This is a genomic window from Hydrogenophaga sp. PAMC20947 (genome assembly GCF_004795855.1).
GTDB lineage: Bacteria > Pseudomonadota > Gammaproteobacteria > Burkholderiales > Burkholderiaceae_C > Hydrogenophaga.
The window spans coordinates 1,424,494-1,450,726 of the sequence record NZ_CP039252.1 but is presented as its reverse complement, the minus strand read 5'-3'; the positions used below and the strand labels follow the sequence as shown (position 1 = coordinate 1,450,726).

Here is a 26,233-nt window from a genome sequence, read left to right as displayed (position 1 = left end):
TGAAATTCATCAGGAGAGGCGCCATGAACGCTAACCAAATGCTCAATTCGCTGTCCACGGTCGTCAAGACCGGGGCCGTGGCGCTGATGCTGTGCCTGAGCGGCCACGCCAGCGCACTGGTCGAAGGCTGGGAGGGTGACAAGGTTGGCACGGTGCACACCTTCAGCATGACCGCCCGGGATGATTTCATCAGCACGTCCGACGGCAACAGCCACTACACCTGGGGCTATGCGCACGGCAGTACGTTCGCCATGCAGTACCCCGGGCCCACGCTGGTGGTGAACCAGGGCGACACGGTCAACATCGTGCTCTACAACACGCTGCCGGTACCCGTTTCCATCGTTTTCCCAGGCCAGAAAGACGTGATCGCCACCGGTGGCGGAGCCGGGGTACTGACCCGCGAAGCGCCTGCCGCACCCTCGGGCTCCAACATACCGGTTCAAGGCCCGACCTACAGCTTCATCGCCACCGAACCAGGCACCTACATGTACCACAGCGGCACCAATGCCGACCTGCAAGTTGAAATGGGCCTGGTGGGCGCCATCATCGTGCGGCCCACGGGCTTCGCCTATGGCGACGGCACCAGCCACGCCAACCGCAAGGCTTACCAGAATGCCGCGACCGGGTATGACCGCGAAACCCTGTTCCTGCTGACTGAGATGGACCCCGCTGTGCACTGGGCGGTGTACGGCCAGGTTTACAGCGGCCAGCCGGTGCAGATCGACACCACCACCATCAAGGCCAGCATGTGGTTCATCAACGGCCGCAATGCGCCAGACACCCAGCTCGACAGCTATGTGGGCTGGCTACCGACCCAACCCTACAACTCGCTGCCCCGCATGCATCCCGGTGAAAAGCTGCTGATGCGCGTGGTCAATGCCGGGCGCGAATTGCACCCCTTCCACCACCACGGCAACCACGCCTTGCCCATTGCCAAAGATGGCCGTGTGCTCAACTCGCTGATGGACAACACGGCCGCGCCCGACATCACCGCCCCCGACTTCACCGTGCGCTCGGTACCGGGCCAGACCGTGGACCTGCTCTTCGACTGGACCGGCAAAGGCATCGGCTGGGACATCTACGGCACCGTGGCGCAAAACCCGCACAGCTGCTCACCCGACGGCCAGGGGTATGACACGTCCACCCGGGAATGGTGCGCCGACCACGGCAAAGCGATTCCCGTGACGCTGCCGGGCCAGCTCGACATTTCGTCCGGCGAACACTACGGTGGCAGCCCCTTCCTCGGCCAGTCCGGCACGCTGCCCCAGGGACACCCTGGCCTGAACGTCACCGGTGGCTACTACCACATGTGGCACTCGCACAATGAGCGCGAGATCACCACCGACGACATCTTCCCCGGCGGCATGATGACCATGCTGATCATTGAACCCTGGAGCGTAGACCTCGACGCAGGAACCGGCCCCTCCGGCGGGGGTGGCGGCGGTGGTGGCACGGCTCCTCCAGCCATTCCAACGTTGTCTTTGCTTGACAACTTCAATCGGAACAATGCCATCACGCTGGGCAATAGCTGGCAGCAATTGGTTTTCTTCGGCAATGCAGGCATCCGCACCAACGGCAATCAGGCGTTCTGCGTCAACAATGCAACTGGATTTGGCTCCGGATTTATTAATGCCCTCTGTGCAAACGGCGCAAACGCTTACCGAGCCGGTGCCCTGGGCGCTTCCCAAGGCGCAGCCCTCACGTTTGCCAACACCACGGTCAACGGCGTCAGCCTCTTGCTGCAGGCGAGTGGCACCTACAGCGCTCTGGGTTTCTACCCGAGCGCCATCCGGGTGCGTCATGACAGCGGTCAGGTGGTGGTGGAAACCACGACCAACGGCACGGCGTACACCGGCGCAGGCACGCTGAGCGGAACTTTCGCCAATGGCGACACCATGACCGCCATGGTCGACGCCACCGGCACGGTTTACGTCTGGAAAACCTCGGGCGCGGTGACCACCTTGCTCGGCAGTGCGGTGACCACCGTCACCGGTGGTGGCCAGGTCGGCCTGTTCCTGCCGCCGGGGGCCCGCGTTGACGACTTCAAAGGAGGCACCCCATGAGCCACCCCATCCATGCCCATCGACAGCCTTGGTTCAAATCGGCCTTCACAGCGGGGAGCGGCATCATGAACTTCAAACCTTCCGTTCTGGGCGTTGCCGCGCTGGCAACCGCAGCGGCGGCGCTGCTGGCGCCAAACCAAGTATTTGCCGTGGAATACTACTTGCGTGCGGAAGCGGTGAGCTTCACCGTTCCCACTGGTGGTACGTCCATTCCCATGTGGGGTTACGCCCTGTGCACCGCCAGCTGGGCCAGCTGTGATGCGGCTACGGTACCCGGACCGGCACTGGCAGTTCCGGTGGGCGACCCCGAGCTCACTGTGAAACTGGCCAACAATTTGCCTGCCCCGACTTCGCTGGTGATCAACGGATTGATCAAGCCCATGACCCCGGTGTGGAACGACGGCACATTTGGCCCCCGCGGTGGCGATCTCACCAAACGCGTGCGATCGTTCGACACAGAAGCGCCAGCAGGTGGCGAGGCCACCTACACCTGGAACAATCCCGCACCCGGCACCTACCTCTACCAGAGTGGCACCCACCCACAGGTGCAGGTGCAAATGGGCCTGTATGGTGCGGTGACCAAGGACGCCTCGGCGACCGAGGCCTACCCGGGGGTGGTCTACAACAACCAGGCCACTTTGCTCTACAGCGAGATCGACCCGGCCTTGCACACCGCCGTGGGCGGAACCACCCCGACCTACGGGACCGCTGCTGGCCCCACCAGCACCTTTGACTACCAGCCGAAATATTTCCTGATCAACGGCAAGGTGTACCCCAACGACCCCATCGTGGAGCTGACCGGTGGTCCCGGCGTGACCTTGCTGCGTTTCCTCAACGCCGGCCTGACCACCCATGTGCCCATGATCGACGGAACCTACTGGACCCTGGTGGCCGAAGACGGCAAGCCCTATCCCTGGCAAACCCGGCAGTACACAGCCTTGTTGCCAGCGGCGAAGACCATGGATGTGTTGCTGACCCCGGATGCCGGTGGCGCGGTCTACGCGGTTCTGGACCGTCGGCTCAGCCTCTCCAACAATGGTCTGGAAGATGGCGGCATGCTGGCCTTCCTCCAGTACGCTGCGTCGGGAACCTCTGGTGGCGGTCTGAGTGGAAGCGTTTCCAACCAGCCGCCAGTGGCCGTGGGTGATGCCTATACCAGCGTACAAGGGGTGACACTCAATGTGGCCGCCGCGCAAGGCGTCTTGGCCAACGACAACAACACCGACGGTCTTCCCCAGCCCATGCGCGCGGTGGCGGTGGCGGTAACGGTGACCACAGGACACACTAGCGAGGGAGGAACCTACACGCTGAACACCAACGGATCGTTCACCTACACGCCGCTCGCCGGCTTCACGGGCAACGACACGTTCACCTACCAGGTGACCGATGGCCTGGCCACGGCCTCTGCCTCGGTGACGATCAATCTGAGCACGCCAGCGGCGCCAACTTCAAACGCTTTGGACAACTTTGATCGTGGCACGGTCAACAACCTGGGCGCCAACTGGAGTCAGGTGGTGAGCAGCGTTGCGGCCGAGCCCAATTTGCAGGTGGTGACCGACCAGGCCAAGGCCATGTCGGTGGGGTTGGGTGGGCTCGCGATCTGGAACACCCAGTTCCTGGCGACACAAAGCGCCGGGTTTGAGAGCGTCACGCCATTGAACGGGTCGTCGGCCCTGGTGCTCAAGGCCACCGGCGGAACAACCTCTGCACCGGCCAACTATGTGCGGGTGCGGTGCGAGGACAACGAGGTGGTGGTGGCCACGATGATGGGGGGCAGCAACGTCTCGATCTACGTGACCCAGGCGACTTTCGGCGCGGCAGGCTGCGCGACATCCGGCACGCTGAGCGCCACGGTTGACAACAAAGGCATCGTGACCACCTTCGTCAACTCCGCTTACGTGGGCGGCGTGCAATTGCCGAACGTGACAGCCTGGCAAGGTCCTGGCAACATTGGTCTGCAGATGCAGAGTCAAGATGCCATCGTGGACAACTTCTCGGGTGGCAGCTAGCAAGCAAACAGGAGGCCTGACCATGAAATCCATCGAAACAGCTGTCCATGGAGTGGCACGCTCGAAAGACCTGTCGGGATTGGGTCGGCTTGGGGTTGCCGTGGTTCTCGGGGCGTTCTGGTTGCTGAGCGGCTGTGCTGCCATGGAGCCGACAGGTTCCGCCAACGGGTTCGAGGCCGCTGCGGTGCCCCAGGTGCAGACCACCTACGGGATTCGGGTTGAAGGCCTGCGCCTCTCCGCAGCGGGGTCGATGCTCGATTTCCGTTACCGGGTGCTGGATCAGGCCAAGGCCGCGCCTTTGCTCAACGGCAAGATTCAACCCTACCTGCTGGATGAGTCTCGGGGCGCCAAGCTGGGCGTGCCCGACACACCGGTGCTGGGCCGCATTCGCCAGACGGCACGCAACAACAGGATCATGGAAGATCGCACCTATTTTGTGATGTTCGGCAACCCGGGCAAGGCGGTGCAGAGCGGTGATCGGGTGACCTTGTTGCTGGGCGAGGTGAGAATCACAGACCTTACCGTGCAATAGCCAGGCAACCCACAATGAGGTTGCCGTGAAGACCCCGTCCGTTTGGTTCAATTCTTGTGTGGTGGCTTCAGTGTTGGTGGCGGGGGTGCCGTTGGCGCCTTCGGCCCATGGCGGGGAGATCGCACCGGCGCTCGAGCGCAGCATGGCGCGCAGCGGCACCCATGCCGACACGGCCATCATCGTGCGCTTCACCAACCCTTTGAACCTGGAGAAGCTGGCGAATGGTTCCCGCGCGGAACGGAGCCAGCGGGTGTTGCTGGCCCTCAAGGAGCGCGCCGCGTTGAACCGCGCAGCGGTAGCGCCAGCGCTCAAGGCGCAAGGAGCGGTCAAGATCCGCGACCTGTGGCTGATCAACGCCGTTGCCGCGACCGTGCCCGCTGTGGCGGTGAAGACCCTGGCGGCTCTGGATGGCGTGTCCAGCATCGACCTGGACGCTTTTGTGCAGGGCGGTCGATCGCAGCGCACGCCGGCCCCGCGCCTTGCTCCCGGCGAAGCGCCATCGCTGACCCCCGCGCCAAAGGCCTGGCCGGCTGCCACTGCACCCGATTACGGCAAGGCACAGCCAGGCTGGAACCTGACTTCAATTCATGTGCCCGAACTCTGGGCCATGGGCCACACCGGCCAAGGGGTGGTGGTGGCCACGATGGACACCGGCGCCGATCTTGACCACCCGGCGCTTCGCGGGAAGTGGCGTGGCGGTGCCAACAGCTGGTTCGACCCGCATGGTGAAGAACCGTTTCCTTACGATGCCTTGGGCCATGGCACCCAGGCGCTCGGTCTGATCGTGGGCGGGCCCGACATGGGCGTGGCCCCCGAGGCGCGCTGGATGGCCGCCCGCCTGTACAACCACGACGGCCACGCCAGCATGAGCGACATCCACCTGGGCTTTCAATGGCTGATCGATCCCGACGGCGACCCGGCAACCCTGGATCAACCCGACGTGTTGAACGCCTCCTGGGCCTTGACGGGCCGGGCCGTGGGGTCGTGCATTCTGGAGTTCAGCGGGGACATCCAGGTGCTCAAGGCCGTGGGCATCGCGGTGGTGTTCGCCGCGGGCAATGACGGGCCGTTTCCCAACACCAGCAATTCGCCTGGCAACAACCCGGGCGTGATGTCGGTGGGCGCCATCGACCGCGACCAGCTGGTGGCGCGGCAGACCAGTCGGGGGCCGTCGTCGTGCGATCGCAGCGTGTTTCCTCGGCTCATGGCACCTGGGGTCAGCGTCCGGACCGCCGATCTCTCGCACGGTGGACAGCCTTCCTACACCACCACCTCGGGCAGCTCGCTGGCGGCGCCCCACGTGGCCGGCGTGATGGCGCTGTTGGTCGGCGCATTTCCTTCGGCGTCGGTGGCTGAACTGGAGATGGCGGTCCTGCGCGGGGCGCAGACCTTGAGCGGGACCGGGCTCATTGGCGGCACGGACTACGTCCGCCTCAATGCATTGGCGGCCTTCAAGGTCTTGAGTGCTTCACACGAACTGGCCCAAGGCGATGCCAAGCCGCAGACCATCGGACATTGACCGTCAAAGGAGAAAAGACCATGAAACCCCATTCACGCCGCGCGGCCGTTGAGCGAACCACGCTGACGTTGATCCTCGCCAGCCTGTTGGGTGCTGGCGGTGCGCTCGCACACGGTCTGGAAGATCACATCGCAGCGGCCAAGGGGAAGACGCCTGGCGCGTTGGTGTTCAAGCCCGACTTCAAGCGATCGATCAATGACTACGCCATGCCCGATGTGGTGCTGACCGACGCCGATGATCGCCCTGTGAAGTTGCGCGAATTGATGGCCACCCCAGATCCGGTGATGGTGAACTTCATCTTCACCAGTTGCAGCACGATCTGTCCGGTGATGGCCCATGTCTTTGCCGAGCTGCCGGCCGTTCTGGGGGCGGATGGCAAGCGATTGCGCATGGTGTCGATCTCCATCGACCCCGAGGCAGATACCCCCCTCCAGCTGAAGGCTTATGCCAAGAGCTTGCACGCAGGGCCGCGCTGGAAGTTCTTGACCGGGCGCGCAGAGGACATCAAACTGGTGCAGCTGGCGTTTGGTGCCTATCGGGGAAACAAGATGAACCACGAACCCTTGACTTTGATGCGCCAGAGTTCGGGCGCTTCCTGGGTGCGGATCGACGGCTTCGTATCCCCGGATGCGCTGGCGCGTGAGTACAGAATGATGCTGGCCATGTGATGGCCAGCACACCCAAGGCTTTCTCTCCAATTTCGCGCCTGGGGGCGCTGTGTCTGACCGCGCTGGTCTGCGCCATCGGCCCGGCCCATGGTCAGGGATCGGGATCGGCATCGAGCGGTGTGGGGGCCGACGGGGGAGAGCGTGAACGGCTGATGGCCCAGGGTCAGAAAATCTACCGCGAGGGCATTGGCGGTTCGGGCGAACCATTGAAAGCGCTGGGGGCGGCACAGTCTGAACTGAGCGGCAGCACGGTGGCTTGCGCTGCTTGCCACCGCCGCAGCGGCTATGGCGCGAGTGAAGGCCCGTTCACGATTCGGCCGATCACAGCGCCAGCACTTTTTGAAGTGCAGACACAAGTGATCACCAGCCCGCGCATCAAGGCCCAGCTCGGGGCCCGCCAACGCGCACCGTACACCGCAGCGCTGCTGGCCCGGGCCATTCGAAGCGGGGTGGACTCTGGGGGCGAGCCGCTGTCCCCGGTGATGCCGCGTTATGCGCTGGGGGACGAAGACATGAATGCCATCTCTGCCTATCTGTCCACGCTGTCGGACAAGCCGTCACCGGGCGTGGACGATGAGGACATCCATTTCGCCACGGTGATACAGCCCGATGTCAGCCCAGAGCAGCGCCGCGCCATGCTGGACATCATGCAGGCCTTTGTCAAGGACAAGACCAGCAATGCGCGGTCGGAAGACCGGCGGCGCGACGCAGGCACCATGCGCATGTACCGCGCCTACCGGCGGTGGGTTTTGCACGTTTGGACGCTCAAAGGGCCCAGCGAAACATGGAGCGAGCAGCTTGAATCATTTTACCGGGATCAGCCCGTGTTTGCCCTGGTCGGGGGGCTGGGAACCAGCAGCTGGAAACCGATTCATGCCTTCAGCGAGCGACATGAAATCCCCAGTATTTTCCCGCAGGTGGAATTGCCGGTGGTGGAGGGCACCAACAACTACAACTTGTATTTCTCCCAGGGCGTCACGCTGGACGCCGAGGTCCTCGCCAAGTTTCTGCTCGGTCGGGAAGGCGGGAAACCGGGGCGGTTGGTGCAGGTGTTCAGAAACGATGCGGCGGGCTTGACGGCATCTGCGGCCTTCCGGCGGGCCTTGGGGGGACAGGTGGTGCTGGACGATCTGGTGCTGTCAGGTGACCCTGGCGACGCGAAGCTGCAAAAAGCCTTGGGCGGAAAATCTGATGGGTGGGTGCTGTGGCTGGACGCAAAGGACGCGAAGGGTGTTTTTTCTGCCGGCGCAACACCCGCTGGCCCTGTTTACCTGTCGCAGTCCGTGCTCGGTGAGCCGCTCTCGCCTGAAGCGCGCACCTGGAGCCCGGATGTTCGGCTGATTTACCCTTCCGATCTGCCACCCAGACACGCTGCGCGTTTGTTGCGCACCAAGATCTGGCTGCACAACAAGAACATCCCGATCACGGACGAAGCGATTCAAATCAACACCCAGTTTGCCATGACCATTCTGAGCGATGCGTTGGGGCACATCATGGACAGCTTTTCTCGCGACTACATGGTTGAGTTGGTGGAACACATCGTGCCACTGACCCCCAGCCCGTCCATGTACCCCAGCGTCAGCTTGGCGCCCGGGCAGCGTTTCGCAGCGAAAGGGCGGTCTGTGGTGCAACTGGTGGCCGATCCGAAAGCCCCCTTGAAAGCTTTGTCGGGGTGGATCGTTCCCTGAGCCGGGTAGGGCACTTCTTGACAATGCCCATAGCCCTGCCTGCGAACCTTGGCGGGTGTCAGTTCAGGTGTTGTTGGCCTGCGTCCGCCGGGACTCCATCCGGGTTGCGAACGAGGCGGGGCGTTCGATGATGCCCATCTCGATGGCCATCAGCGTGATTTCTGTGGCGTTGCGCAAACCCAGTTTTTGCATCAGGCTCGCGCGGTGTTTTTCGACCGTCTTGGGACTCACGCAAAGGAATTCCGCAGCGCTGCGGTTGGTCTTGCCTTCTGCGATGAGTCGAAGCACGCCGCGTTCGCGGCTCGTGAGCCGATCCAGCTGCGACAAGGAGCCTGATTGCTGGTCGGGATGAAGAAAACTTTCCACCACATGTCCCGACACGTCGGGGCTCAAATACTTCTTGCCTTTGGCCACGCTTCGAATAGCGATCAAGATTTCTTCCACGCTGGCGTCTTTCAACACGTAGCCATCCATACCCAGTTGCAATGCTGCGCGCACGTGTTCTTCCAGGCGCGAGTCGGTGAGAACCAGAATCTTCACATTGGGCTGCCGGCGCTTGATTTGCTCTGTCAGCTCCTGAACCATGGCGCCTGGGCTGTGGGTGTCCATCACCACGACATCGGGTTCGTATGAAGTGCAAGCTGGGATGGCCTCGCGCCCGAACGCCATGTCGTCCACGACGGACAGGTCGGTTTGTTGTCCCAGCAGAGCAGACAGCCCTTTTCGAAAAAGAACGTTGTCGTCAATGATGAGTATGCGAATGTTCATTGAAATGTTCATTGTTTTCTCCCCAGATCGGGGCGCGCAGGTATGCCGGGACGGATGCTCGATGGACTGTCTGGCTCCGCGAGGGGTGTGCCCTGCAGGCGGGAAGCGCCTCTGAAAAAGAAAACCCATTTTTGGTAGCTGGTTTGTTCGGCAAAGCTGGTGTCGGCACTCGAAAAGCCGGCCTGCTTGATCGGCGTTGCCTCGGAAAGGCTGTACACGCCGGACAAACGCCCATCTTCCGTTCGCACCTCGCCCCAGGGTTTGCCCGTGATGGGGTCGGGGTAGGTGCGGCGCAGGTGCCGCACAGGCATGGGGTATCGATCGTCTTCCAGCAATGCGTCGAAGCTGAGAGGCAGCGTCTTGGGTGTTCCCTGAGGCGCCGCGTAAAAATAGCGTTGAATGGCCAGCCTGTACTGGTCGCCGGCAAACAGCAATTGCTGTTCGCGCTCTCGCTGGCTTTGCATGGTCCACATGTCGATGGCCCCCATCAGTGCGATGCCGGACAGGGCCAACCCGATGAGCAGCGCCAGGAGCATGACGCCCTGCATCTGGTGAGGCCGATGTGCAACAAAGGGCGGTTGCCTTGAAGTCATTCAGCGCTCCTCTGCGGCCGGTTGTTGCGCGACCGGTGCGGGTTGAATGTCGTAGACGTTGCCCGTTTGCGGGTCTGCCGGCGCGATCACGACCCAATCCGCCGCCTCGGTCACCGGATCGAGCGGGATCTGACGGAGGTAGCTTTTGACCACAAGATCCTGCAGGTTATCGGGGTAGCGACCCAGATCGGCTTTGTACTTGTCAATGGCGTCTCGCAGAGTCGCCACGTTCTGCTGCTGTACGCGAATCCGACTTTTCTCCAGCGAGCCAAAGTACCGCGGAACGGCCAGGGTAAGCAGCATCGCAATCAGGGTCATGACCACGAGCATCTCGATCAAGGTAAAGCCGCGCCGGTCTCGCCAGACGCGGCCATGTCGAGCGCCTCGATCGCGTGAAGACTGTCGAATGGATGGTTTCATACCGTTTACCAGCTGGTGTAAGGCGTGCCATCGAGCGCTATGCGAGGCGATCTGGACGAAACATCGAACACATCGTCTCCCGGCTGGGGGTCATCGGGGCGGCTTGCATAGGCGCGGGTGTTCCAGGTCTCTTCGGCCGTCATTTCCGGGTCTGTCGCGAATGGATCGCGCGGCAGCTGTCGCAAGATCACCAGGCGTTGCGCGGCAATCGAGTCTGAGAATCCGGCCTTTCCAACGAGATCCTGGGGCTCGATCAGGTATTTGAGCGTTGGCGGGTACCCCGACTCCCCGGCTTCTCTGGGCAGGCTGCCTGTGTCGGTCGCCGATTTGTAGGCATCGATACCCGCCCGGATCGTGCGCAAGGCCTGACGCAGCTCTGCTTCTTTGTAGCGGGTAGCGGTCATCTCGTACAAAGGCACGGCGAACATGGAAATCAGACCCACCAAGGCCAGCGTGATCACCATCTCGATCAAGGTGAATCCACGCTCGACTCTGTGGTGGTTGGTCTGAGTCATTTCACTTCCCCTTCGGGGGGATCGGACGGCGGTGGCTCCGGCGGCTCTGCGACCGGTGCCGTCAGCGCTGCATCGCCAGGGCGCGTGTTGTTGTTCAGCGGCGGCCGACGGACGATGGGGTTCGGGGAGCCTGGCACAACAACGGGTTCATTGCGCACCACCTCTGGCGCTGCCGCCGAATTGCCCGATGGCACTTGGGGCCGGTTCGGGCGTGCCCTCAATGGGAGGCTGGGCGCAGTGCCCGGAGCAGAGCCGGTGGCGGGTCCCTGAGGAAAGCCACGGTCCACCGCCATGGCTCCGGTGCCTTCAATTGGGTCGAGCTGTAGTGCGCGTTCGCGCATGTTGCTCTCGGTGCCCGAAAACACCGAGCGCACCGAAGCATCGAGAACCGCAGGCGCACGCAGTATGTGGGGTGTGATGGAGAGAATGATCTCCGACTTGGTGTTGGTGCCCCCGTGATTGCTGAACAGGCGGCCGAGGATCGGCAACTGCCCCAGGCCAGGCACTTTGGAGGCCGTTGATCGATCGCCGGCGGAGATCAGTCCGCCCAGAATCTGGGTTTCTCCATCACGCAAGCGAACAGCCGTATTGGCGTTTCGGGTTCCGATCTGATAAGCCAGGGATCCATTGGGACCCGCGATTTCTTTCACGATCGTGCTGACTTCCAGCGCGATGCGGATGCCGACTTCGTTCTCGTTGTAGACCTGTGGTTCAAATTCAAGTTTCAGACCCACATCCTGGTACTGAACGGAGCCCGTGACCACACCACCGCCGCTCTGGATGGGCGTGACCGAGTTGGTGATGATGGGCACGCGGTCACCGATGAGAATGCGTGCTTTTTCCTTGTTGCGTGCCCGGATGCGGGGGCTGGCCAGGATGTTGGCGTCGGTGTCCTGCATCTTGAGGTTGATGGCCAGGGACAGTGGACTGACCAGCAGGGTGTTGTCGCCTTGTGCCCGGAGCCCGTTCAATGTCAGGGGCAAGCCATCGGCCGGCTCAGGAACGGAGAGCGTGATGGAGTCCGGGAATTGAACGCCGATGTTGGAAAGCCGATCGGTCGAGACTTCGAGCACCTCCACTTCCAGCATGATTTCAGGCTCGGGAACATCGTGCGCCGCAATGACTTTTTCGGCCACGGCTATGGCCTGCGTGGTATCGCGCATGACCAGGGTGTTGGTGCGCTCGTCAACCGATACGTCCTTGATCTTCAAAACCGTTTTCAGTACGGTTTGCAGGTACTTCACATCCGCATTTTCGATCTGAAAGCTGCGCACTTGCAGGTCTTGATACTCTTTCTGTTTGGCTGCGGTCGCAGGGTAGACAAACAGCGTGTTGGAGTTGATTGACCGTTTCTCCAGCTGGTTTTGCAGCAGGATCAGGTCCACCGTGTCTTCGACCGCGGCATCTTTTACGAAGATCGTTGTCTTGAGATCGGCGCGCACATCCCTGTCCAGGATGACGTTCAGCCCCGTGGTTCTGGACAGCGCTTCGAACACCATGCGCAAGTTGGCGTCGCGAAACTGCAGTGTCACGGGCTTGCGCATGATGGAGCGTTCGGCAGCTTTGTCGGCCTGAATGTCTCTGAGCTTTTCACCGCGTTGCGCGATCTGAGTCAATTCCCGCTTGGCGGCCGTGTAGCCTGGGTTCTCGAGCAAGGCCATTTCAGCTTTGGCGCGGGCTTCATCCAGGCGGTCTTCTTTCAGCAGGCGCTGTGCATCTGCGACCAGGCGTGCGCTCCTGGCGTCCTGCTCAATGCCTTGCAACTTTGCCCTTGCGCGGGCATTGCTCGGTTCGATTTTCAACGCCAGTATGTAGAGCTCTCGCGCGTTTTCCAGGTTGCTCTTGGCGACCGCTTCGTCGGCTCGATCAGTAATCTCCCCAGCCAGTGCGGCGTTGGCCTTGAGAAAATCCATGCGGTACTCCGCGTTGCTGGGCTCCAGCTCGGAGGCTTTCCTCAGGTTCGTCACGCCTTCGCTGCGCTGACCCTCACCGATCAACCGCATGCCTTCATAGTGGTATCGCATGCCTGCGCAACCACTGAGCAACAAGGCGCCGAGTGCCACGGGCGCTAACCACCGCGAGGTGTGTGTCTGTCTGCCGTATTTCATTTGTTAGCTCCCTGGATGTTGAGCGCCTGTGCCGTGTTCAAAGGCAGGTAGGTGATCACAATTTTTTCTGCGCCCAGCGAGTCCACTCGGTAGGTGTTGTTTTCGATCACGTCGCCCGCTCCCACGATCAACAGGGTTTCTCCTTTGGAAAGAAAGGCCTGAGGCCGCGGGCCACCGCTTTCCATGAGACCCACAAAGGTGAAGGGCAGGGGGGGCGCCACAGGGGCAGGCGGTGGGGCGGGTGCTCTTTGCACCACCACGGGCGGTGGCGGTGGCGGTGGCAGCCAGCTCAGGACAGCGAAAGCGTTGCCGTCGGCATTGCCTGGAGCCCGTTCACGCTCCGGGAGCGACAAAGAGGCGTCGCGCACCTCATCCACAATCGTTGATGCGTTACCCGTATTCGCCCCACGCCGATCGGATCGGGCCACGGCTTCCACCACGGCATCGCCCCCCATCGAGGCGGGTCGCCATTTCACCGCGACAAAATAGCTCGCCACGCCAGCGGCGACGATCAGCAGCCATTGGAGGGGATTTTTGAAGCGTTCCATATCAAGGCTTCCTGTAGACAAAGCTGAATCGAACCAGCGATTCCAGCACCTGGCTGCCCGCCTCATTGCGAGTCATGCGAAGCTCATCCAGAGAGGCGTTGGGCACACTTTCCAGAAGCTCTGCGCTGAAAGCCTTGATCGAGGCGTAATCCGCAGTGATCGGCAAAGACATGGTGACGGTCAACAGTGGCGTGTTGGATTCGTTCTTGAACAGATACTCCCCCTTGGGCAGGGTGACGTGGTGCTCAGCTGCGATGCGAAAAACCTGCCGAAGGTCAGCGGGGCTTTGACCCAGCGTTGGAAAGCCGTCCAGAAACTCGCCGACCTGCTGGCCCAAAGGGATCTGGCGAATCACGCGCGCTGGAGCAGCGGTGCTTGTTTCAAGGGCCAGCCGCTGTGCTTCTGTGCGCATGGCTTCGTTCTGGCGGGTCAATCGCGGAAGCCAGGCTGCAAGGGCCAACGCCGCAAGCAGGAAAAGGACAGCTACCAATCCAAATGGGCCATATTTCCGCACAGCGCGGCGCCACACGCCGGTCAGGAAGCCGTTCATGGCACTTCTCCCCAGCTGGCGCGCAGTTGAAAGCGCAAAGGGGTGCCTGGCGCCTGTGCCTGCAATTGATGGGACACGAGCGCAACGTTGGCGAACCGGCCGTCCGCTTGCAAAGCGGCCAGGTAATCAAGCATCTGCGTGGGACTTGCTGCCTCGGCGGTGATGGACAAGCTGCGCTTCGCCGCTGATGGCTCCAGCACCAGCAGTGCCACGTTGTTCGGGGCCTTCTCAAGACCGGCCAGCAGATCGGTCCAGGGCGTATTGAGGTTGCGAACCGTTTGGCGGGCAAACAACGCGCGCGCGACGTCTTTGGGATCCGGTTTTTCAAGCGCCTTTGCCTGCACCGGAGGCGCTTGGCTTTCGTCAGCGATGCGCTTCAGTGTCTGTTGCTGCCTGGCCCGTTCCGCCATCGCATCGACCATCTGAAGCGCGACCCAAGCAAGGATCAGGGCCGAGATCCCCGCGGCCAACAAACCTGGCAACGGAACCCTTCGGCCTTGCGAAGCGAATTCCATGCGGAGGGGTTGAGTTTTCATGGCAACTCCGGTTGTGAGCCCACCACTTGCCAGCGCGCATTCAAGTCGACACCCCCGCTTTTTTGTGCCACCAGCAAATAGCCTTGCACCTGAGACGGGTTCAGGCCCACGCTGGACAACAGGCGGTCAACACGGTCGTCGATGGCACTTTCTTGCCTGGATGCGTCGCCCGGAACCAGAGGCAGTGAGCGAGCCGATCCGCAGCTGATTGCCGTGATGGCGCCAGACACCACCAAGGCCGCAACCAGGTGATCTTCATCGACCGTGGCAAACACGCCAAGGCCTTGTACCAGTGCTGAAGCGTGCTCGTTCCAATGCCCGCAGAACGCTGGCTGCACAGAAATCCGCTCGATGCCATGTTCCCGTGCGAGGTGCTCAACCAGGTCGATGTCGCTCGATTCGATCGCTGCAATCACCAAATGCCGTGCGTCTTTCTGCAAATTCCAGCGCACCACGCAACCGAGCGCCCGTTCGCCGAGGATTTCACCGAGACAAGCTTGGGCAACCGACTGCAATTGCCGTTCACTGAGATGGGCATATTCCCCCGACACCACATCAAAATGCACCCTTGCGTCCGCCATCAGAATCTGCGCGTCTTTCACGCGACCACTTCGCACGGCACCCAGCTCGGCGAGGGTTGCTGCCATGGCCGCCTCAAACGGTGCTGGTGGCATCAAGGCTAGCGAAGCCGGGTCTTGGGAAAGCGCATGCCCTGTGCTGTGCTGACAAGTGGACAACGCGCGACGAGGAGACCACGCGGGGTGCACGACGCCTTGCACGCTGGTGGCGCCAATGCGCAGGCGGACCGATTTATTCCACGGGAGTGACACGATTGATCTCCTCCAAGGTGGTTTCCCCAGAGACGGCAAGCGCCACGGCGGCATCTCGCAAACTCTTGAATCCGCTGGCGCGGGCTGTCTGTCGAATCTGCGAAAGCGGAGCACGTTGAACCAATTGGTCTCGCAAGGTGTCGCTCATGGGCAGTGTTTCTGCAATGGCCTGGCGCCCCTTGTAGCCGGTTCCGCGGCAGTGGGCGCAGCCTATGCCTCGTTTGAATGTTCCGCTGGCGATAGCGTCCATGGTGATGCCACTTTGCTGCAGCTGGTCTGCGTCTGGCGTGGTGAACTCCATACATTGAGGGCAGTTCATGCGCAAGAGGCGCTGAGCCACAATGCCATTGAGTGCCGCCACCAGGCTGTAGCTGTCGACCCCCATGTTCGAGAATCGGCCAATGACATCAAAGACGTTGTTGGCGTGAACGGTGGTGAACACCTGGTGGCCGGTCAAGGCCGCTTGCACGGCGATGTGGGCCGTTTCCGCATCCCGGATTTCACCCACCATGATCTTGTCGGGGTCGTGCCGAAGAATCGATCGCAGGCCGCGTGCAAAGGTCAAGCCCTTCTTCTCGTTGACGGGAATCTGAAGCACACCGGGCAACTGGTACTCGATAGGGTCTTCAATGGTGATGATCTTGTCCAGACCCGTGTTGATTTCTGACAGGGCTGCATAGAGCGTGGTGGTTTTTCCGCTCCCTGTGGGGCCAGTCACCAGCAGCAGGCCATAGGGCATCCGCGAGGTGTCTCGAATGAAATTCAGCACCCGCTTGTCGAATCCAAGGGTGTCCAGGCTGAGCGCATTGAATTGCCCTGTCAGGTGTTTGCGGTCCAGCACCCGCAGGACAGCATCTTCACCAAACAGGTTGGGCATGATCGAGACCCGGAAATCAATATCGCGGGCGTCAACCACCACCTGAAACCTGCCGTCTTGCGGAATCCGGCGCTCGGCGATGTCGAGCTCGGAGACCACCTTGATGCGTGAAATGGCCTGGTGGGCCAGTTCAATGTTGTCGATCCGCTTGACCACTTCCAACACCCCGTCGAGACGGTACTTGATGACCATGCCGTTGGGGTGCGTCTCCAGGTGGATATCGCTCGCACCGCTGCGCAGCGCATCGAAGAGTGTTGAGTCCACCAGCCGCACCACCGTGCTTTCGGTGGCATCGATTCGGGAGATGGATATGGCGTTGGCGGAGTCCCCAGGCAACAAGGGAGTCGATGACAGCATCTTCACCGCATCCATCGCTTTGACGAACTTCTCGGCGGTGACGAGGTAGGCGCGCAAGTCGGCGTCTGTGGCCAGGGCCATTCGCACCGGTTGTTGGCGAAACCGGGCCTCCAGCCACTGCCGCATGCGCGCATCCATGGGGTCGGTGATGACCACGGTGAGCGCGGCCTCGCCATCCAGATGACCCACCAGACAGGCCCTTCGCTGGCATTCGGCAAAAGAGATCAAGTGAAAATCGGGGGTGATCCGGCGCAGCGACGCCATGTCAAATGCGGCGAGCTCGAAATGCGCTCCAGCCAGCGTCAGCAACCCCTGTTCGTCCACCTGCATCTGATCGGCCAGCCAGGCCATGCGGGAGCGATTGCCGCTGGACGACAGCGCTTCGCTCACGAGGGACGCGTTGAGGGCGCGGGGAACGTCAGACATTTCGCTCATGACATGTTCTCGGTGGTCGCGTTCATTGCAGGCTGGACGCGAGGTCAAAAATGGGCAGGTACATCAAGACCACGATGGCCCCCACCACCAGGCCTATGAAGATCATCAAGACGGGTTCGAACAGGCGACTGGTCAATTCCACCGAGCGCTGCAGCCGCGATTCGTGAAACTGCGCAATCCGTTCCAGCATTTCAGCCAATTCACCGGTGCGTTCTGCCACCGTGAGCATGCTGCAGGCGATCGGATCGGCCAATTGGGCCTCGTGCAACGCATCGCTCAAACTGCGTCCTTCTTGCACCAGTCGAATGGCGTCCGTCAGGCGTTTCTGGTCCGACGCACCCAGGAGAGAGGCACTCAGTTGCAGGGCTTTGGGCGCTGTGATGCCACCGCGCACCAGCATGCCTGTTGTGCGGTACAGCTGCGCATGGCGGAACTTGCGCATCGTGGGGCCGACAAAAGGAACCCGCTCCAGCCACGCAGCCTTGCCGTCTCCTTTCATCACAGACCGACTCAGCATGATCAAAGCCACGACAGCAGCGATGACCACAATCACCAGCTCCCAAACGTGTCGGGAAGCGAAGCGGCCCCAAGACATCAGCAGCTGTGAGCTCCAAGGCAGCTCATGGCGAGTGCTCTCGATCAGCACAGCAAATTTGGGCACCACAACCGTCATCAGGAACAAGACCACCAGAATGCCAACGGTCAGCAGCAGAGCGGGGTAGACGGCGGTGCCCACCACTTTGTCCTTCAGCGACTTGATGGTCAGTTGATGGGCGGCGTACCGAGCCAACGACGTGCTGAGATCACCCGTTTGTTCACTCGCGCTCACGGTGGCGATCAACAGGGCAGGAAAACGGCCCGGAGGGGTTTGCAATGCAGCCGAAAGTGGCAAGCCCTCACCAATGCGCTTGACGATGCCCAGAATGATGTCGCGGTTCGCGTGGGTGCCCTCGTTGGCGGCCAGCGTTTTCAACGCTTCGACAACCGAGAGTCCAGCCCCCATCAGGGAGCCCAGCTCGTAGGCGAAGTTGGCGATGTCGAGTTTGCCGCGTCCGCCCCCGCGATTCGAGGCGTTTTTGTCGCGCCTGGAACCGAGCGCCTTGCACGCCAGCACCTGCAAGCCATCGCGCACAGCCCGTTCGGTGGCTGCGCTTGCGTCAGTGGCCATCAACTCCAGCGTCTGAACATGCCCATGTGCCGTGCGCACGATCAATTCGAAGGCGAAGCCGGAAGGGGAGACGTTCAGTTGGCGCATGGCGATGCCGCGTCAAGGCGTCCAGCTTGTGACGTCAGCGGCTTCATCCGTGCCACCGACCTGGCCATCTGATCCCAGCGCCGACAGGTCGTAGTCGATGCTGTGATCTCCCGGAAACTTGTACACGTATTTGAACCCCCAGGGATCCAGCGGGACCGATTTCTTGAGGTAGGGCCCAGCCCATTTTTCGAGGTTCTGTGGGCGGGTGTTGAGTGCGCCAAGGCCCAGCTCCGTGGAGGGGTAACTGCCCACATCCAGGCGGTATTGATCCAGTGCCTTTTCCAGCGAGTTGATCTGTGCGCGGGCAATCTTCGTGTTGGACTTGCTGACCTGGTCGAAATACCTGGGCGCCACCAGCCCAGCCAGCAAGCCGATGATGACAATCACCACCAGCAACTCAAGCAGGGTAAAGCCCTGTCCTTGGCCACCTTGCCGCTTGAATTCGGCAGAGGGCGGGCACGGCGATCTGTCGCTGTGGGTCCCCCGCGAGGTGCTGGGGGGGGGCGCTTCTCGAATGAACTGCTTCGCCACTGTGAACCTCCAGTTGGTAGATCACCTACCCGATGGTCGGGTCTGTCAAGTTCAATATAGGCGGCAGTCTTAAGGCTTTCTTAAAATTCCTAGGACAACACCTACCGGAAAAGGTGGTGGGGTACTACCCCCTTCGGGCGTGTCCAAGTTGGGTACTCACCCGGTGACGCACTGGGTGTCTGCCAGAATTGACACATGCGGTTACGAGGCGCCGAATCAGGCGCATGTTCACCACCGAACCATGCGCCAACCTCCCTGTGGGCAACCGGAAGACCTCCATCTGTCGGATCAGGTTTGGGATAACTGGTGCCGGGGGGGAGTTGTTGCGAACACCGGGCGGTTATCTCCGACTGGCTTTGGGCGTGCTGGGCTGCGCATGGGCTGTGTCGGCTCACTGCCAGGTCTATGTGGGTGCTGCATCCCCAGGTGGCAGCATTGTGCTGTCCAATTTTCCCTCGCAAGAGGCACCCCTGCTCTTGCTGCCTGGCGCGGACAGTGGCATCGCCCCTGTGCTCGCGAAGGCCAAAAAAGTTGCCAACTACCTGCCCAAGTTACCAAGGCGAGCCGATCATTTGCGGGCGGTGATCGAGAGCGTTGCTTTGAGTGTGGATATCGCCCCGCAGTTGATCCATGCGGTGATTTCGGCCGAATCCAACTACAACGACAAAGCGGTGTCTCCGAAAGGGGCCATGGGTCTCATGCAGTTGATGCCAGCAACGGCCAAAAGGTTTGGCGTTGAGGATCCCTTTGTGATCGAGGACAATATTTTCGCGGGCGCGAGTTATCTCAAGTGGTTGATGGGCTTTTTTGATGGCGACATTGAACTCGTTTTGGCCGCTTATAACGCTGGCGAACAGGCGGTGGTCAGGGCCGGCCGCAAGGTGCCGAAATACCCGGAAACACAGGCCTATGTGCGGCGCATCATGGCCGATTTGAGCTCCACCCAGTCTCTTTCAAATTTATGAGAAACGCTTCATCCTTGCCGGAGCGGTCCGAAACGTCTGTGGCGTGAAACTGGACCAAAACACGCAATCCACCGAGGGGCGAATCCTGGAGTTCAAGTACCGCCTGGTGCATGGAAGCGACGCTTGCAACAATGGACAGGCCCAGGCCGACACCATCGCCTCCCCGGCGGCCTAGCCGATCGAATTTCTCCATGGCGCGATGCCGGAGTTCGGCCGCAATCCCTGGTCCTGAGTCGTCCACCGTCAACACGACTCTGAGATCCCGCTGCTTGATTCGAACATCAATGCGCCCGTTCGCGGGGGTGTATTTGACGGCGTTTTCCATCAGGTTGCGCAGGAGCGTCCAGATGGCAAACTCATGCCCACGCATCTCGTCAATGTCGAACATCATTCTCAATTTGATGTTTTTGGCCTTCGCTCGCGGTTGAATATCCGCCCATGCCAGTTGGCGGATTTTGGCAAGGCTTGTCACTTCAGATCGCCAATCGCCTGGATCCCCAAATGACGCAACATGGTGAAAATCCATCAGCTGATCGATGATTCTCGAAGAGGCGTCAACGCCCAGCATGACCGAGCGCAAGGCATCTCTGACGTGTTCGGGATCTTTGGCCTGAATCGCCAGCTGAGCCTGTGCTCGAACGCCCGCCAAAGGGGTCTTGAGCTCATGGGCCGCTGCCGAAGTGAACCGGCTCTGCACCGACAAGGCAAGACCCATGCGCTGCAGGTGTGCATTCAGGGATTGCACCAACGGTGCGATTTCCGAAGGTGTGTTTTGGGCGTCAATTGGCGTTGCGTCGTCAGGACTTCGACAACGCAGGTTTTCGACCACCGCTTCAATGGGGCGGAAAGATTTCCTCAGCATGAAGCGGTTGAAGAGGAGGATGGCTGCGAATGGAATCAGCGCGAGTGCGAGGTATTCGGTGGCCAGCCAACGGAAGGGAACGATTCTTGACGGCGTGGGTTCGGCCACCTGAACGATGAAGGTGCGATCCTCGGTCGCTGCTGAAAAGGCACAGTAGTAAGTGCCATCGATCAGAACTTCACGGTATCCGGTGTAACTCACGGGAAGCAAAGGCTGGGTCTTCGGCGCCTTGTGACTGGCGAGCAGTGTGGTTCCGTTGTTCGTCCATATTTGATACTGGTGACTACCGCCAGCAAAGTGAGGAGGCACTTTGAAAGGGGCTGAGTCGCTTTCGATCTGATGGGGGTGGTCAAGCTCCGCCACCGCCGACTGGAGAATGGTTTTGGCGAGCATCTCCACCCGTGCATCGGTGATTTGGTCATCTTGCGCAACCGCCGCCTGGTACATGCTGACAGAGCCCAGGACAAGGCCGATGCTCAAAGCCAGCCCGACGAGGAGTTGAGCCCGTGATTGAAGTGACCACACTGGAACAGCAGTTTCCATGGTGACCGATGTGTATCAGATGGGTGCGCCGCAGGCCCGGGGGCCTAGTGCATTTGTTCGATTTGGTGAACCGGCGCGATTTGGTAACCGACACCCCGAATGGTGTGGATCAGCTGAGCTGAAAATTTCCGGCGCAAAGTATGAACGTAGACTTCAATGGCGTTGCTTTCCACTTCGCCACCCCATCCGTACAGCGTCTCTTCGATTTGCGCCCGCGACAGGACTTGATTCTTTCTACGCATCAAGGCCTCAAGGACCCAGAATTCCCTGTGCGTCAGGGTGACCGCTTTCCCGTTCCACAAGGCCAGAAAGCGCTGTGGGATCAAGGTCAATGGGCCATGGGTCGTGGCGTTGGTTTCAGCGGACCCTGTGGGCACACGCCTGAGAACTGCATTGATGCGGGCCGCAAGCTCGTCCAGGTCAAAGGGTTTGACCATGAAGTCGTCAGCGCCCATGCCAAGAAGTGCCAGTTTGTCCCGGACACTTCCACGAGCGGTGACCACGATCACGGGAATTCTGGAGTCTTTGCACCGCGTATGCGCCAACAATGCTTCACCGGTATCGTCCGGCAGACCCAGGTCGAGAACCACGCATCCGTATTCGTGTGTGGTGTAGGCGGTTCTAAAGTCATGCCCCGTCTCGACCCAATCGACCGCAAACCCTGACCGAGTCAGAGATTTGTGGACGGCATCTCCGATCAGACTGTCGTCTTCTGCAACCAGTATTCTCATACATCCTCCAGAACCGTTGACTACCGAGGGGGCTCGATTTCTTGACCCGTTTCGTGATAATCGACATCTTGAGATGGCGTGTTTGTGTGATTTACCACGCCTCGTATCATTCACTTACATCGTAGTGCAAATCTGGGTGCATTGATATAAATCAATTGGTTTTGTAACGCCTTTTGTCGGTTCAAGCATACTTTCGATTGTTTTTTTAGGGGTTCTCCCTCGGTTCAAGGGCGGGATTGCCGTCCGATGGAGAGTGGGTCCTGTCAATACCCCTGGCATTGAATCGTCCTGCACCAGAAGAACGCACGGTCGCTGCTCGCTGAGCGTCGACAACATGCCTCTATTGATCGATTAACGCGCGCCAAAAGTGCATCACTGCCCATCAAGAAACTGACGAAAAGCTCAGAAAATGCCGAGAACACTGCGCTTAATCTCCCGTTCTCTCTAGGGTAAGCCCATGATTTAGTTGATTATTTTTGATTCATCGTGACCCACAGGGTGCGCTGCGGGAATTCACTGGCATTGAGGTTGCTCCCTTCATCCGGCGGCGGTCGCCGGCTCGAACCCTGCACCGCTTGCCGGGCAGAACTCCGGGCGTCATGTGTGGGATTTTTCGATTTTTTGTCGTTAAAACAAGAGGAGGGCCGCCCATGGAGCGGGTTGATGCAGTGGTCATCGGAGCCGGGGTGGTTGGCTTGGCGGTCGCCCGTGCGCTGGCACGTCAGGGGCGCGAGGTCGTGGTGCTGGAGCGTGAACCCACGTTCGGCAGCATCACCAGTGCCCGCAACAGCGAGGTGATTCACGCGGGTATTTATTACCCCGCCGGGTCACTCAAGGCCCGGTTGTGCGTCGAGGGGCGCGAGCGGATGTATGCCTACTGTGCGGAGCGCGCCATCGCGCACAAACGCTGCGGCAAGCTGATCGTGGCGACCACCGATTCTCAATGTGATGCGCTGCCAGGCATCGTGCAAAAAGCTTCAGCGAATGGTGTGAACGACCTCCGTCTGCTCGATGCAGCCGAGGTGCGGGCCATGGAACCGGCGCTGCAAGGATTGGCGGCGGTCCATTCGCCATCCACCGGCATTGTCGACAGCCACGGGCTGATGTTGTCGCTGCTGGGCGATCTTGAACACGCTGGAGGCATGCTGGTCTGTCACAGCCCGGTGGGCCAGATCAAAGTGAAGACGGCAGGGCTGGAGGTGGTGTTCGCCGATGGCACAACGCTGCTCGCACAGACGGTGATCAATGCGGCGGGCCTGGACGCATGCGATCTGGCCAGGCGAACGGTGGGCCTGTCCGCTGGGCATGTGCCTCAACCCAGTTTTGCAAAAGGCAACTATTTCAGTTTGTCTGGTCGCGCGCCATTTACGCACCTGATCTACCCGGCACCCGAGCCACGGGCCCATCTTGCGGGTCTGGGTGTTCATCTCACGCTGGATCTGGGTGGACAAGCCAAGTTCGGACCCGACGTGCAGTGGGTTGACCGGTCTGATGATTGCGCAGTGGATGCCTCGCGTCTGCCCGCGTTTGAGGCCGCCATTCGCAGCTATTGGCCAGGGTTGCCCTCGGGAGCCTTGCAGCCTGGTTATGCCGGTGTGCGCCCCAAAATCAATGGCCCCGACGAACCGTCGGCCGACTTCCGCGTGGATACCGAGGGCTTGCACGGGGTGGCCGGCCTGGTCAACCTGTTCGGCATCGAATCGCCTGGCCTGACCAGTGCATTGGCAATAGGGCAATATGTTGTCGAGCAGCTGTCGATGGTCAAGGGCTGAGCAGCTTCAAGCCATCTGTTTGATCGCCTGTGCCGCCTCGCGCACCAGCGCAGGGCCTTTGTAGATCAACCCGGTGTAGATCTGAACCACGTCTGCACCTGCCCGGATCTTGCTGACAGCATCAGCGCCGCTGAGGATGCCACCGACCCCGATGATGGGAAAGCCTGCGCCGAGTTGCTCCCTGAGGCGGGCAATGACACGGTTGCTGGATACCAGCACGGGCGACCCGGACAAGCCACCAGCTTCGCTGGCATGGGGCAGGCCAGTCACTGCTTCGCGGCTCAAGGTGGTGTTGGTGGCAATGACGCCAAAGGCCTGGTTGGGCTTGCCCTCGCTGTCGCAGCCGTAGCGGAGCAGCGTGGTGGCGATCACGTCGATCTGTGCGGTATCAAGATCGGGCGCGATCTTGATGAACACCGGAATGCGCTTGCCGGTGTGCTGAGCCAGCTGCTCGCGCCGCTCGGCGACTGCGCCCACCAAGGCATCCAGTGCTGCATCACTTTGCAGGCTGCGCAGATTCTGGGTGTTGGGACTCGAAATGTTGACCGTGACATAGTCTGCATGCGGGTAGACCCCTTCCAGGCAGATCAGGTAATCGTCTGTCGCCCGCTCAATGGGCGTCGCGGCATTCTTCCCGATGTTGAGGCCCAATCGCATCGGGGTGTTCATCCGCTGATCGCGAAACCGTGCTTTCTGGACATTGTTCAAAAACGCGTTCAGGCCGTCGTTGTTGAAGCCAAGGCGGTTGATCAGCGCCTGTTGGGTTGGCAGGCGGAACATGCGCGGCTTGGGGTTGCCGGCCTGGGCCTTGGGCGTCACAGTACCCACCTCGACCAAACCGAAGCCCATGGCGGCCAGCCCGTCAATGCAGCGGGCATTTTTATCCAGGCCAGCGGCCAGCCCCACACGGTTGGCCAGGTTGATGCCAGCGAGTGTCACGGGGTCTTCCACGCGGGATTCACCGTAGAGGCAGGTCAGCGGCGAATGTTGCAGCCGGGCAATGCCTTCCAGGGTCAGTTCATGGGCCTTTTCGGGGTCCATGTTGAAGAGCAAAGGGCGCGCGAGGGCATAGGGAAAGAGGGACATCGGATAATCCAGGATTCTGTGTATCCAGCGATTGTCTCAAATGACCCAAGACGAACTCAAAACCCTGGTCGGCCAGGCCGCCCTTCAATACGTGGTGCCCGGCGAAATTGTCGGTGTCGGCACTGGCTCCACTGTGAACAAGTTCATTGAGGCGCTCGCCAGCATCAAGGACCAGGTGCCGGGCGCTGTCTCGAGCTCGGAAGCCTCGACCGCCCGCCTGAAGGCTTTGGGCATTCCTGTGTTCGAAGCCAACGACGTCGGGGAACTGTCGGTGTACATCGACGGGGCAGATGAAATTGACGCAAAAGGCCACATGATCAAAGGTGGCGGTGCTGCGCTGACCCGGGAAAAAATTGTCGCGGCCCAGTCGCGGCGCTTTGTCTGCATCGCCGACGAAAGCAAGCTGGTGAAAGCTTTGGGCGCTTTTCCGTTACCGGTCGAGGTGATCCCGATGGCCGCTGCCCGCTTGACACGCCAGTTTCAGGCCATGGGTGCTGAAGCGAAAATTCGGCTAAAAGATGGCGCTCCGCTGGTCACCGACAACGGGCAACACATTCTGGATGTGACTGGCTTGCAGATCGAAGACCCGTTGGGCTTTGAGAACCAGGTGAACCAGTGGCCAGGTGTGGTGACAGTAGGCGTCTTCGCCCACCAGAAAGCCCAGGTGTGCCTGTTGGGCACCGCAGATGGCGTCAAGACGCTGAGCTTCTAAAGTGCGCCGAAAGCCGAAGTCCTGAGACTTCGGGGTTCCCCCTCCGCCCGGTTCCTTCGCCACACTGGATGCGGCACAGGGCGCTTGGTTAGAAGCGAATGCCTGCCGGGTTGACGGTGGTCGGCACCACAGGCGTTTCAGGCGAAATCTCACGTCGCGTGCTTTTGGCCGTTTCCTTGGGCGCCGGTGTCGCTGCTTTCACCTCAACCAAGGGGGTGGCAGAGGGGCGGCTGTAGTTGGGCGGCAGCGACGATTGCTGGGCGTACCCCGCCGCGTCCAGGTACTGCGTCCACTCGCCATCCGAAAAACCTTTGAGTCGCTGGCTGCCAATACTCAGAAGGGGCAAAGACAGGTCGCCACTGAGGCGCTTGAACGCCTCGATATCTTCGGCCGAGGAAACCGTCTTCTCTGAAAAAGGAATGCCGCGGTTCGCCAGCAAGTTGCGGCCGGAGCTGCAGGGCGAGCAATCCTTGCCGGTGTAAAGCACGACTGGATAGCGGTTCACAATTTGACGAAGGGCCAACGGCAACTGGGCATTGGCGCTGGCCGCAGTGTTGGCGGTGGCACTGCCGACAGGAGCGGCATCGGCGTTGTTGGCGGGCGGTTGGTCGGAATAGGTCACCCGCCCGTCTGAGCCCACGATGCGGTAGACACCTTGGGCCCCTGCTTGCCCGCTCGCCAGACCAACAGCGCACACGGTGGCCAAGACGATCCAGACAGATTTCGTGACGGTCAATGGGGCGGTCAAGTGCGAGTTCAT

The 26,233-nt window shown here is 60.8% G+C and carries 25 protein-coding genes; 9 read left to right on the top strand and 16 right to left on the bottom strand.

All coding sequences use genetic code 11. From position 1 onward, the window contains the following. Positions 1 to 23: 23 nt before the first annotated feature. Genes E5678_RS06460 through E5678_RS06435 form a run of 6 tightly spaced genes read left to right on the top strand, consistent with a single transcriptional unit; the run spans position 24 to position 8,479 of the window. Positions 24 to 2,063 (top strand): multicopper oxidase domain-containing protein, encoded by a 2,040-nt coding sequence (locus E5678_RS06460; RefSeq protein WP_136177757.1) that lies wholly within the window; start codon positions 24 to 26, stop codon positions 2,061 to 2,063. After that, on the top strand, positions 2,060 to 4,072 hold the full coding sequence (locus E5678_RS06455; protein ID WP_136177756.1) for an Ig-like domain-containing protein: 2,013 nt from the start codon (positions 2,060 to 2,062) through the stop codon (positions 4,070 to 4,072). The genes E5678_RS06460 and E5678_RS06455 overlap by 4 nt, the downstream gene beginning before the upstream one ends. Before the next feature lie 22 nt (positions 4,073 to 4,094). Continuing rightward, positions 4,095 to 4,604: a hypothetical protein gene (locus E5678_RS06450; protein ID WP_136177755.1), complete on the top strand. Its 510-nt coding sequence runs from the start codon at positions 4,095 to 4,097 to the stop codon at positions 4,602 to 4,604. Between the two features lie 25 nt (positions 4,605 to 4,629). Beyond that, the gene (locus E5678_RS06445; protein WP_136177754.1) at positions 4,630 to 6,123 is read left to right on the top strand and encodes a S8 family serine peptidase; all 1,494 of its coding nucleotides are present in this window, start codon (positions 4,630 to 4,632) and stop codon (positions 6,121 to 6,123) included. 20 nt (positions 6,124 to 6,143) lie between these two features. Next, positions 6,144 to 6,791, top strand: a complete 648-nt coding sequence (locus tag E5678_RS06440; RefSeq protein WP_136177753.1) for an SCO family protein — start codon at positions 6,144 to 6,146, stop codon at positions 6,789 to 6,791. After that, complete coding sequence (locus E5678_RS06435; RefSeq protein ID WP_136177752.1) at positions 6,791 to 8,479, top strand: c-type cytochrome; 1,689 nt, start codon at positions 6,791 to 6,793, stop codon at positions 8,477 to 8,479. Before E5678_RS06440 ends, E5678_RS06435 begins: the two co-directional genes overlap by 1 nt. A gap of 63 nt (positions 8,480 to 8,542) precedes the next feature. Here E5678_RS06435 and E5678_RS06430 read toward each other — a convergent pair whose 3' ends face one another. From E5678_RS06430 to gspG, 12 genes are all read right to left on the bottom strand, one after another. Beyond that, entirely contained in the window at positions 8,543 to 9,259 is a 717-nt protein-coding gene (locus E5678_RS06430) for a response regulator transcription factor (RefSeq protein ID WP_168708503.1), read from the bottom strand. Continuing rightward, on the bottom strand, positions 9,256 to 9,840 hold the full coding sequence (locus E5678_RS22245) for a type II secretion system protein (RefSeq protein WP_168708502.1): 585 nt from the start codon (positions 9,838 to 9,840) through the stop codon (positions 9,256 to 9,258). The genes E5678_RS06430 and E5678_RS22245 overlap by 4 nt, the downstream gene beginning before the upstream one ends. Beyond that, positions 9,841 to 10,170 (bottom strand): type II secretion system protein GspG, encoded by a 330-nt coding sequence (locus E5678_RS06425; RefSeq protein ID WP_247597004.1) that lies wholly within the window; start codon positions 10,168 to 10,170, stop codon positions 9,841 to 9,843. Positions 10,171 to 10,265: 95 nt separating this feature from the next. Then, positions 10,266 to 10,775, bottom strand: coding sequence for a type II secretion system protein (locus tag E5678_RS06420; RefSeq protein ID WP_136177749.1), 510 nt, complete (start codon positions 10,773 to 10,775; stop codon positions 10,266 to 10,268). Further along, positions 10,772 to 12,883, bottom strand: a complete 2,112-nt coding sequence (locus E5678_RS06415) for a secretin N-terminal domain-containing protein (RefSeq protein WP_247596932.1) — start codon at positions 12,881 to 12,883, stop codon at positions 10,772 to 10,774. Before E5678_RS06415 ends, E5678_RS06420 begins: the two co-directional genes overlap by 4 nt. Continuing rightward, positions 12,880 to 13,431, bottom strand: coding sequence for a hypothetical protein (locus E5678_RS06410; RefSeq protein WP_136177748.1), 552 nt, complete (start codon positions 13,429 to 13,431; stop codon positions 12,880 to 12,882). The genes E5678_RS06415 and E5678_RS06410 overlap by 4 nt, the downstream gene beginning before the upstream one ends. A 1-nt stretch (position 13,432) precedes the next feature. Further along, the gene (locus E5678_RS06405) at positions 13,433 to 13,981 is read right to left on the bottom strand and encodes a hypothetical protein (protein ID WP_136177747.1); all 549 of its coding nucleotides are present in this window, start codon (positions 13,979 to 13,981) and stop codon (positions 13,433 to 13,435) included. Continuing rightward, positions 13,978 to 14,517, bottom strand: coding sequence for a hypothetical protein (locus tag E5678_RS06400; protein WP_136177746.1), 540 nt, complete (start codon positions 14,515 to 14,517; stop codon positions 13,978 to 13,980). The genes E5678_RS06405 and E5678_RS06400 overlap by 4 nt, the downstream gene beginning before the upstream one ends. Further along, a complete protein-coding gene (locus E5678_RS06395) occupies positions 14,514 to 15,164 on the bottom strand; it encodes a hypothetical protein (RefSeq protein ID WP_136177745.1) in 651 nt (216 codons plus the stop codon). The genes E5678_RS06400 and E5678_RS06395 overlap by 4 nt, the downstream gene beginning before the upstream one ends. A 163-nt stretch (positions 15,165 to 15,327) precedes the next feature. Beyond that, positions 15,328 to 17,016 carry a GspE/PulE family protein gene (locus E5678_RS06390; RefSeq protein WP_247596931.1) on the bottom strand — a complete coding sequence of 563 codons (1,689 nt, stop codon included), beginning with the start codon at positions 17,014 to 17,016 and terminating at the stop codon, positions 15,328 to 15,330. Between the two features lie 22 nt (positions 17,017 to 17,038). Further along, positions 17,039 to 18,271, bottom strand: coding sequence for a type II secretion system F family protein (locus E5678_RS06385; RefSeq protein ID WP_136177744.1), 1,233 nt, complete (start codon positions 18,269 to 18,271; stop codon positions 17,039 to 17,041). Positions 18,272 to 18,283: 12 nt separating this feature from the next. Further along, a complete protein-coding gene (gspG, locus tag E5678_RS06380) occupies positions 18,284 to 18,676 on the bottom strand; it encodes a type II secretion system major pseudopilin GspG (protein ID WP_247597003.1) in 393 nt (130 codons plus the stop codon). Positions 18,677 to 19,311: 635 nt separating this feature from the next. Between gspG and E5678_RS22240 the strand changes: the two genes are divergently transcribed. Continuing rightward, positions 19,312 to 19,767 (top strand): lytic transglycosylase domain-containing protein, encoded by a 456-nt coding sequence (locus E5678_RS22240; protein WP_168708501.1) that lies wholly within the window; start codon positions 19,312 to 19,314, stop codon positions 19,765 to 19,767. Here the strand turns inward: E5678_RS22240 and E5678_RS06370 are convergent. Both E5678_RS06370 and E5678_RS06365 read right to left on the bottom strand, forming a co-directional pair. Further along, positions 19,724 to 21,022, bottom strand: a complete 1,299-nt coding sequence (locus tag E5678_RS06370) for an ATP-binding protein (protein WP_168708500.1) — start codon at positions 21,020 to 21,022, stop codon at positions 19,724 to 19,726. The two genes, E5678_RS22240 and E5678_RS06370, sit on opposite strands and share 44 nt — an antisense overlap. Positions 21,023 to 21,216: 194 nt before the next feature. Continuing rightward, complete coding sequence (locus E5678_RS06365; RefSeq protein WP_136177741.1) at positions 21,217 to 21,903, bottom strand: response regulator transcription factor; 687 nt, start codon at positions 21,901 to 21,903, stop codon at positions 21,217 to 21,219. A gap of 650 nt (positions 21,904 to 22,553) precedes the next feature. On the opposite strand from E5678_RS06365, the gene E5678_RS06360 reads away from it, so the two are divergent. Continuing rightward, a complete protein-coding gene (locus E5678_RS06360; protein ID WP_136177740.1) occupies positions 22,554 to 23,675 on the top strand; it encodes an NAD(P)/FAD-dependent oxidoreductase in 1,122 nt (373 codons plus the stop codon). 6 nt (positions 23,676 to 23,681) lie between these two features. On the opposite strand, the gene E5678_RS06355 is transcribed toward E5678_RS06360, so the two are convergent. Then, the gene (locus tag E5678_RS06355) at positions 23,682 to 24,761 is read right to left on the bottom strand and encodes a quinone-dependent dihydroorotate dehydrogenase (protein ID WP_136177739.1); all 1,080 of its coding nucleotides are present in this window, start codon (positions 24,759 to 24,761) and stop codon (positions 23,682 to 23,684) included. A 40-nt stretch (positions 24,762 to 24,801) separates the two neighbouring features. Here E5678_RS06355 and rpiA point away from each other — a divergent pair, with 40 nt between their 5' ends. Continuing rightward, a complete protein-coding gene (gene rpiA / locus E5678_RS06350) occupies positions 24,802 to 25,473 on the top strand; it encodes a ribose-5-phosphate isomerase RpiA (RefSeq protein WP_136177738.1) in 672 nt (223 codons plus the stop codon). An 88-nt stretch (positions 25,474 to 25,561) separates the two neighbouring features. Here rpiA and E5678_RS06345 read toward each other — a convergent pair whose 3' ends face one another. After that, positions 25,562 to 26,233 (bottom strand): glutaredoxin family protein, encoded by a 672-nt coding sequence (locus E5678_RS06345; RefSeq protein WP_136177737.1) that lies wholly within the window; start codon positions 26,231 to 26,233, stop codon positions 25,562 to 25,564.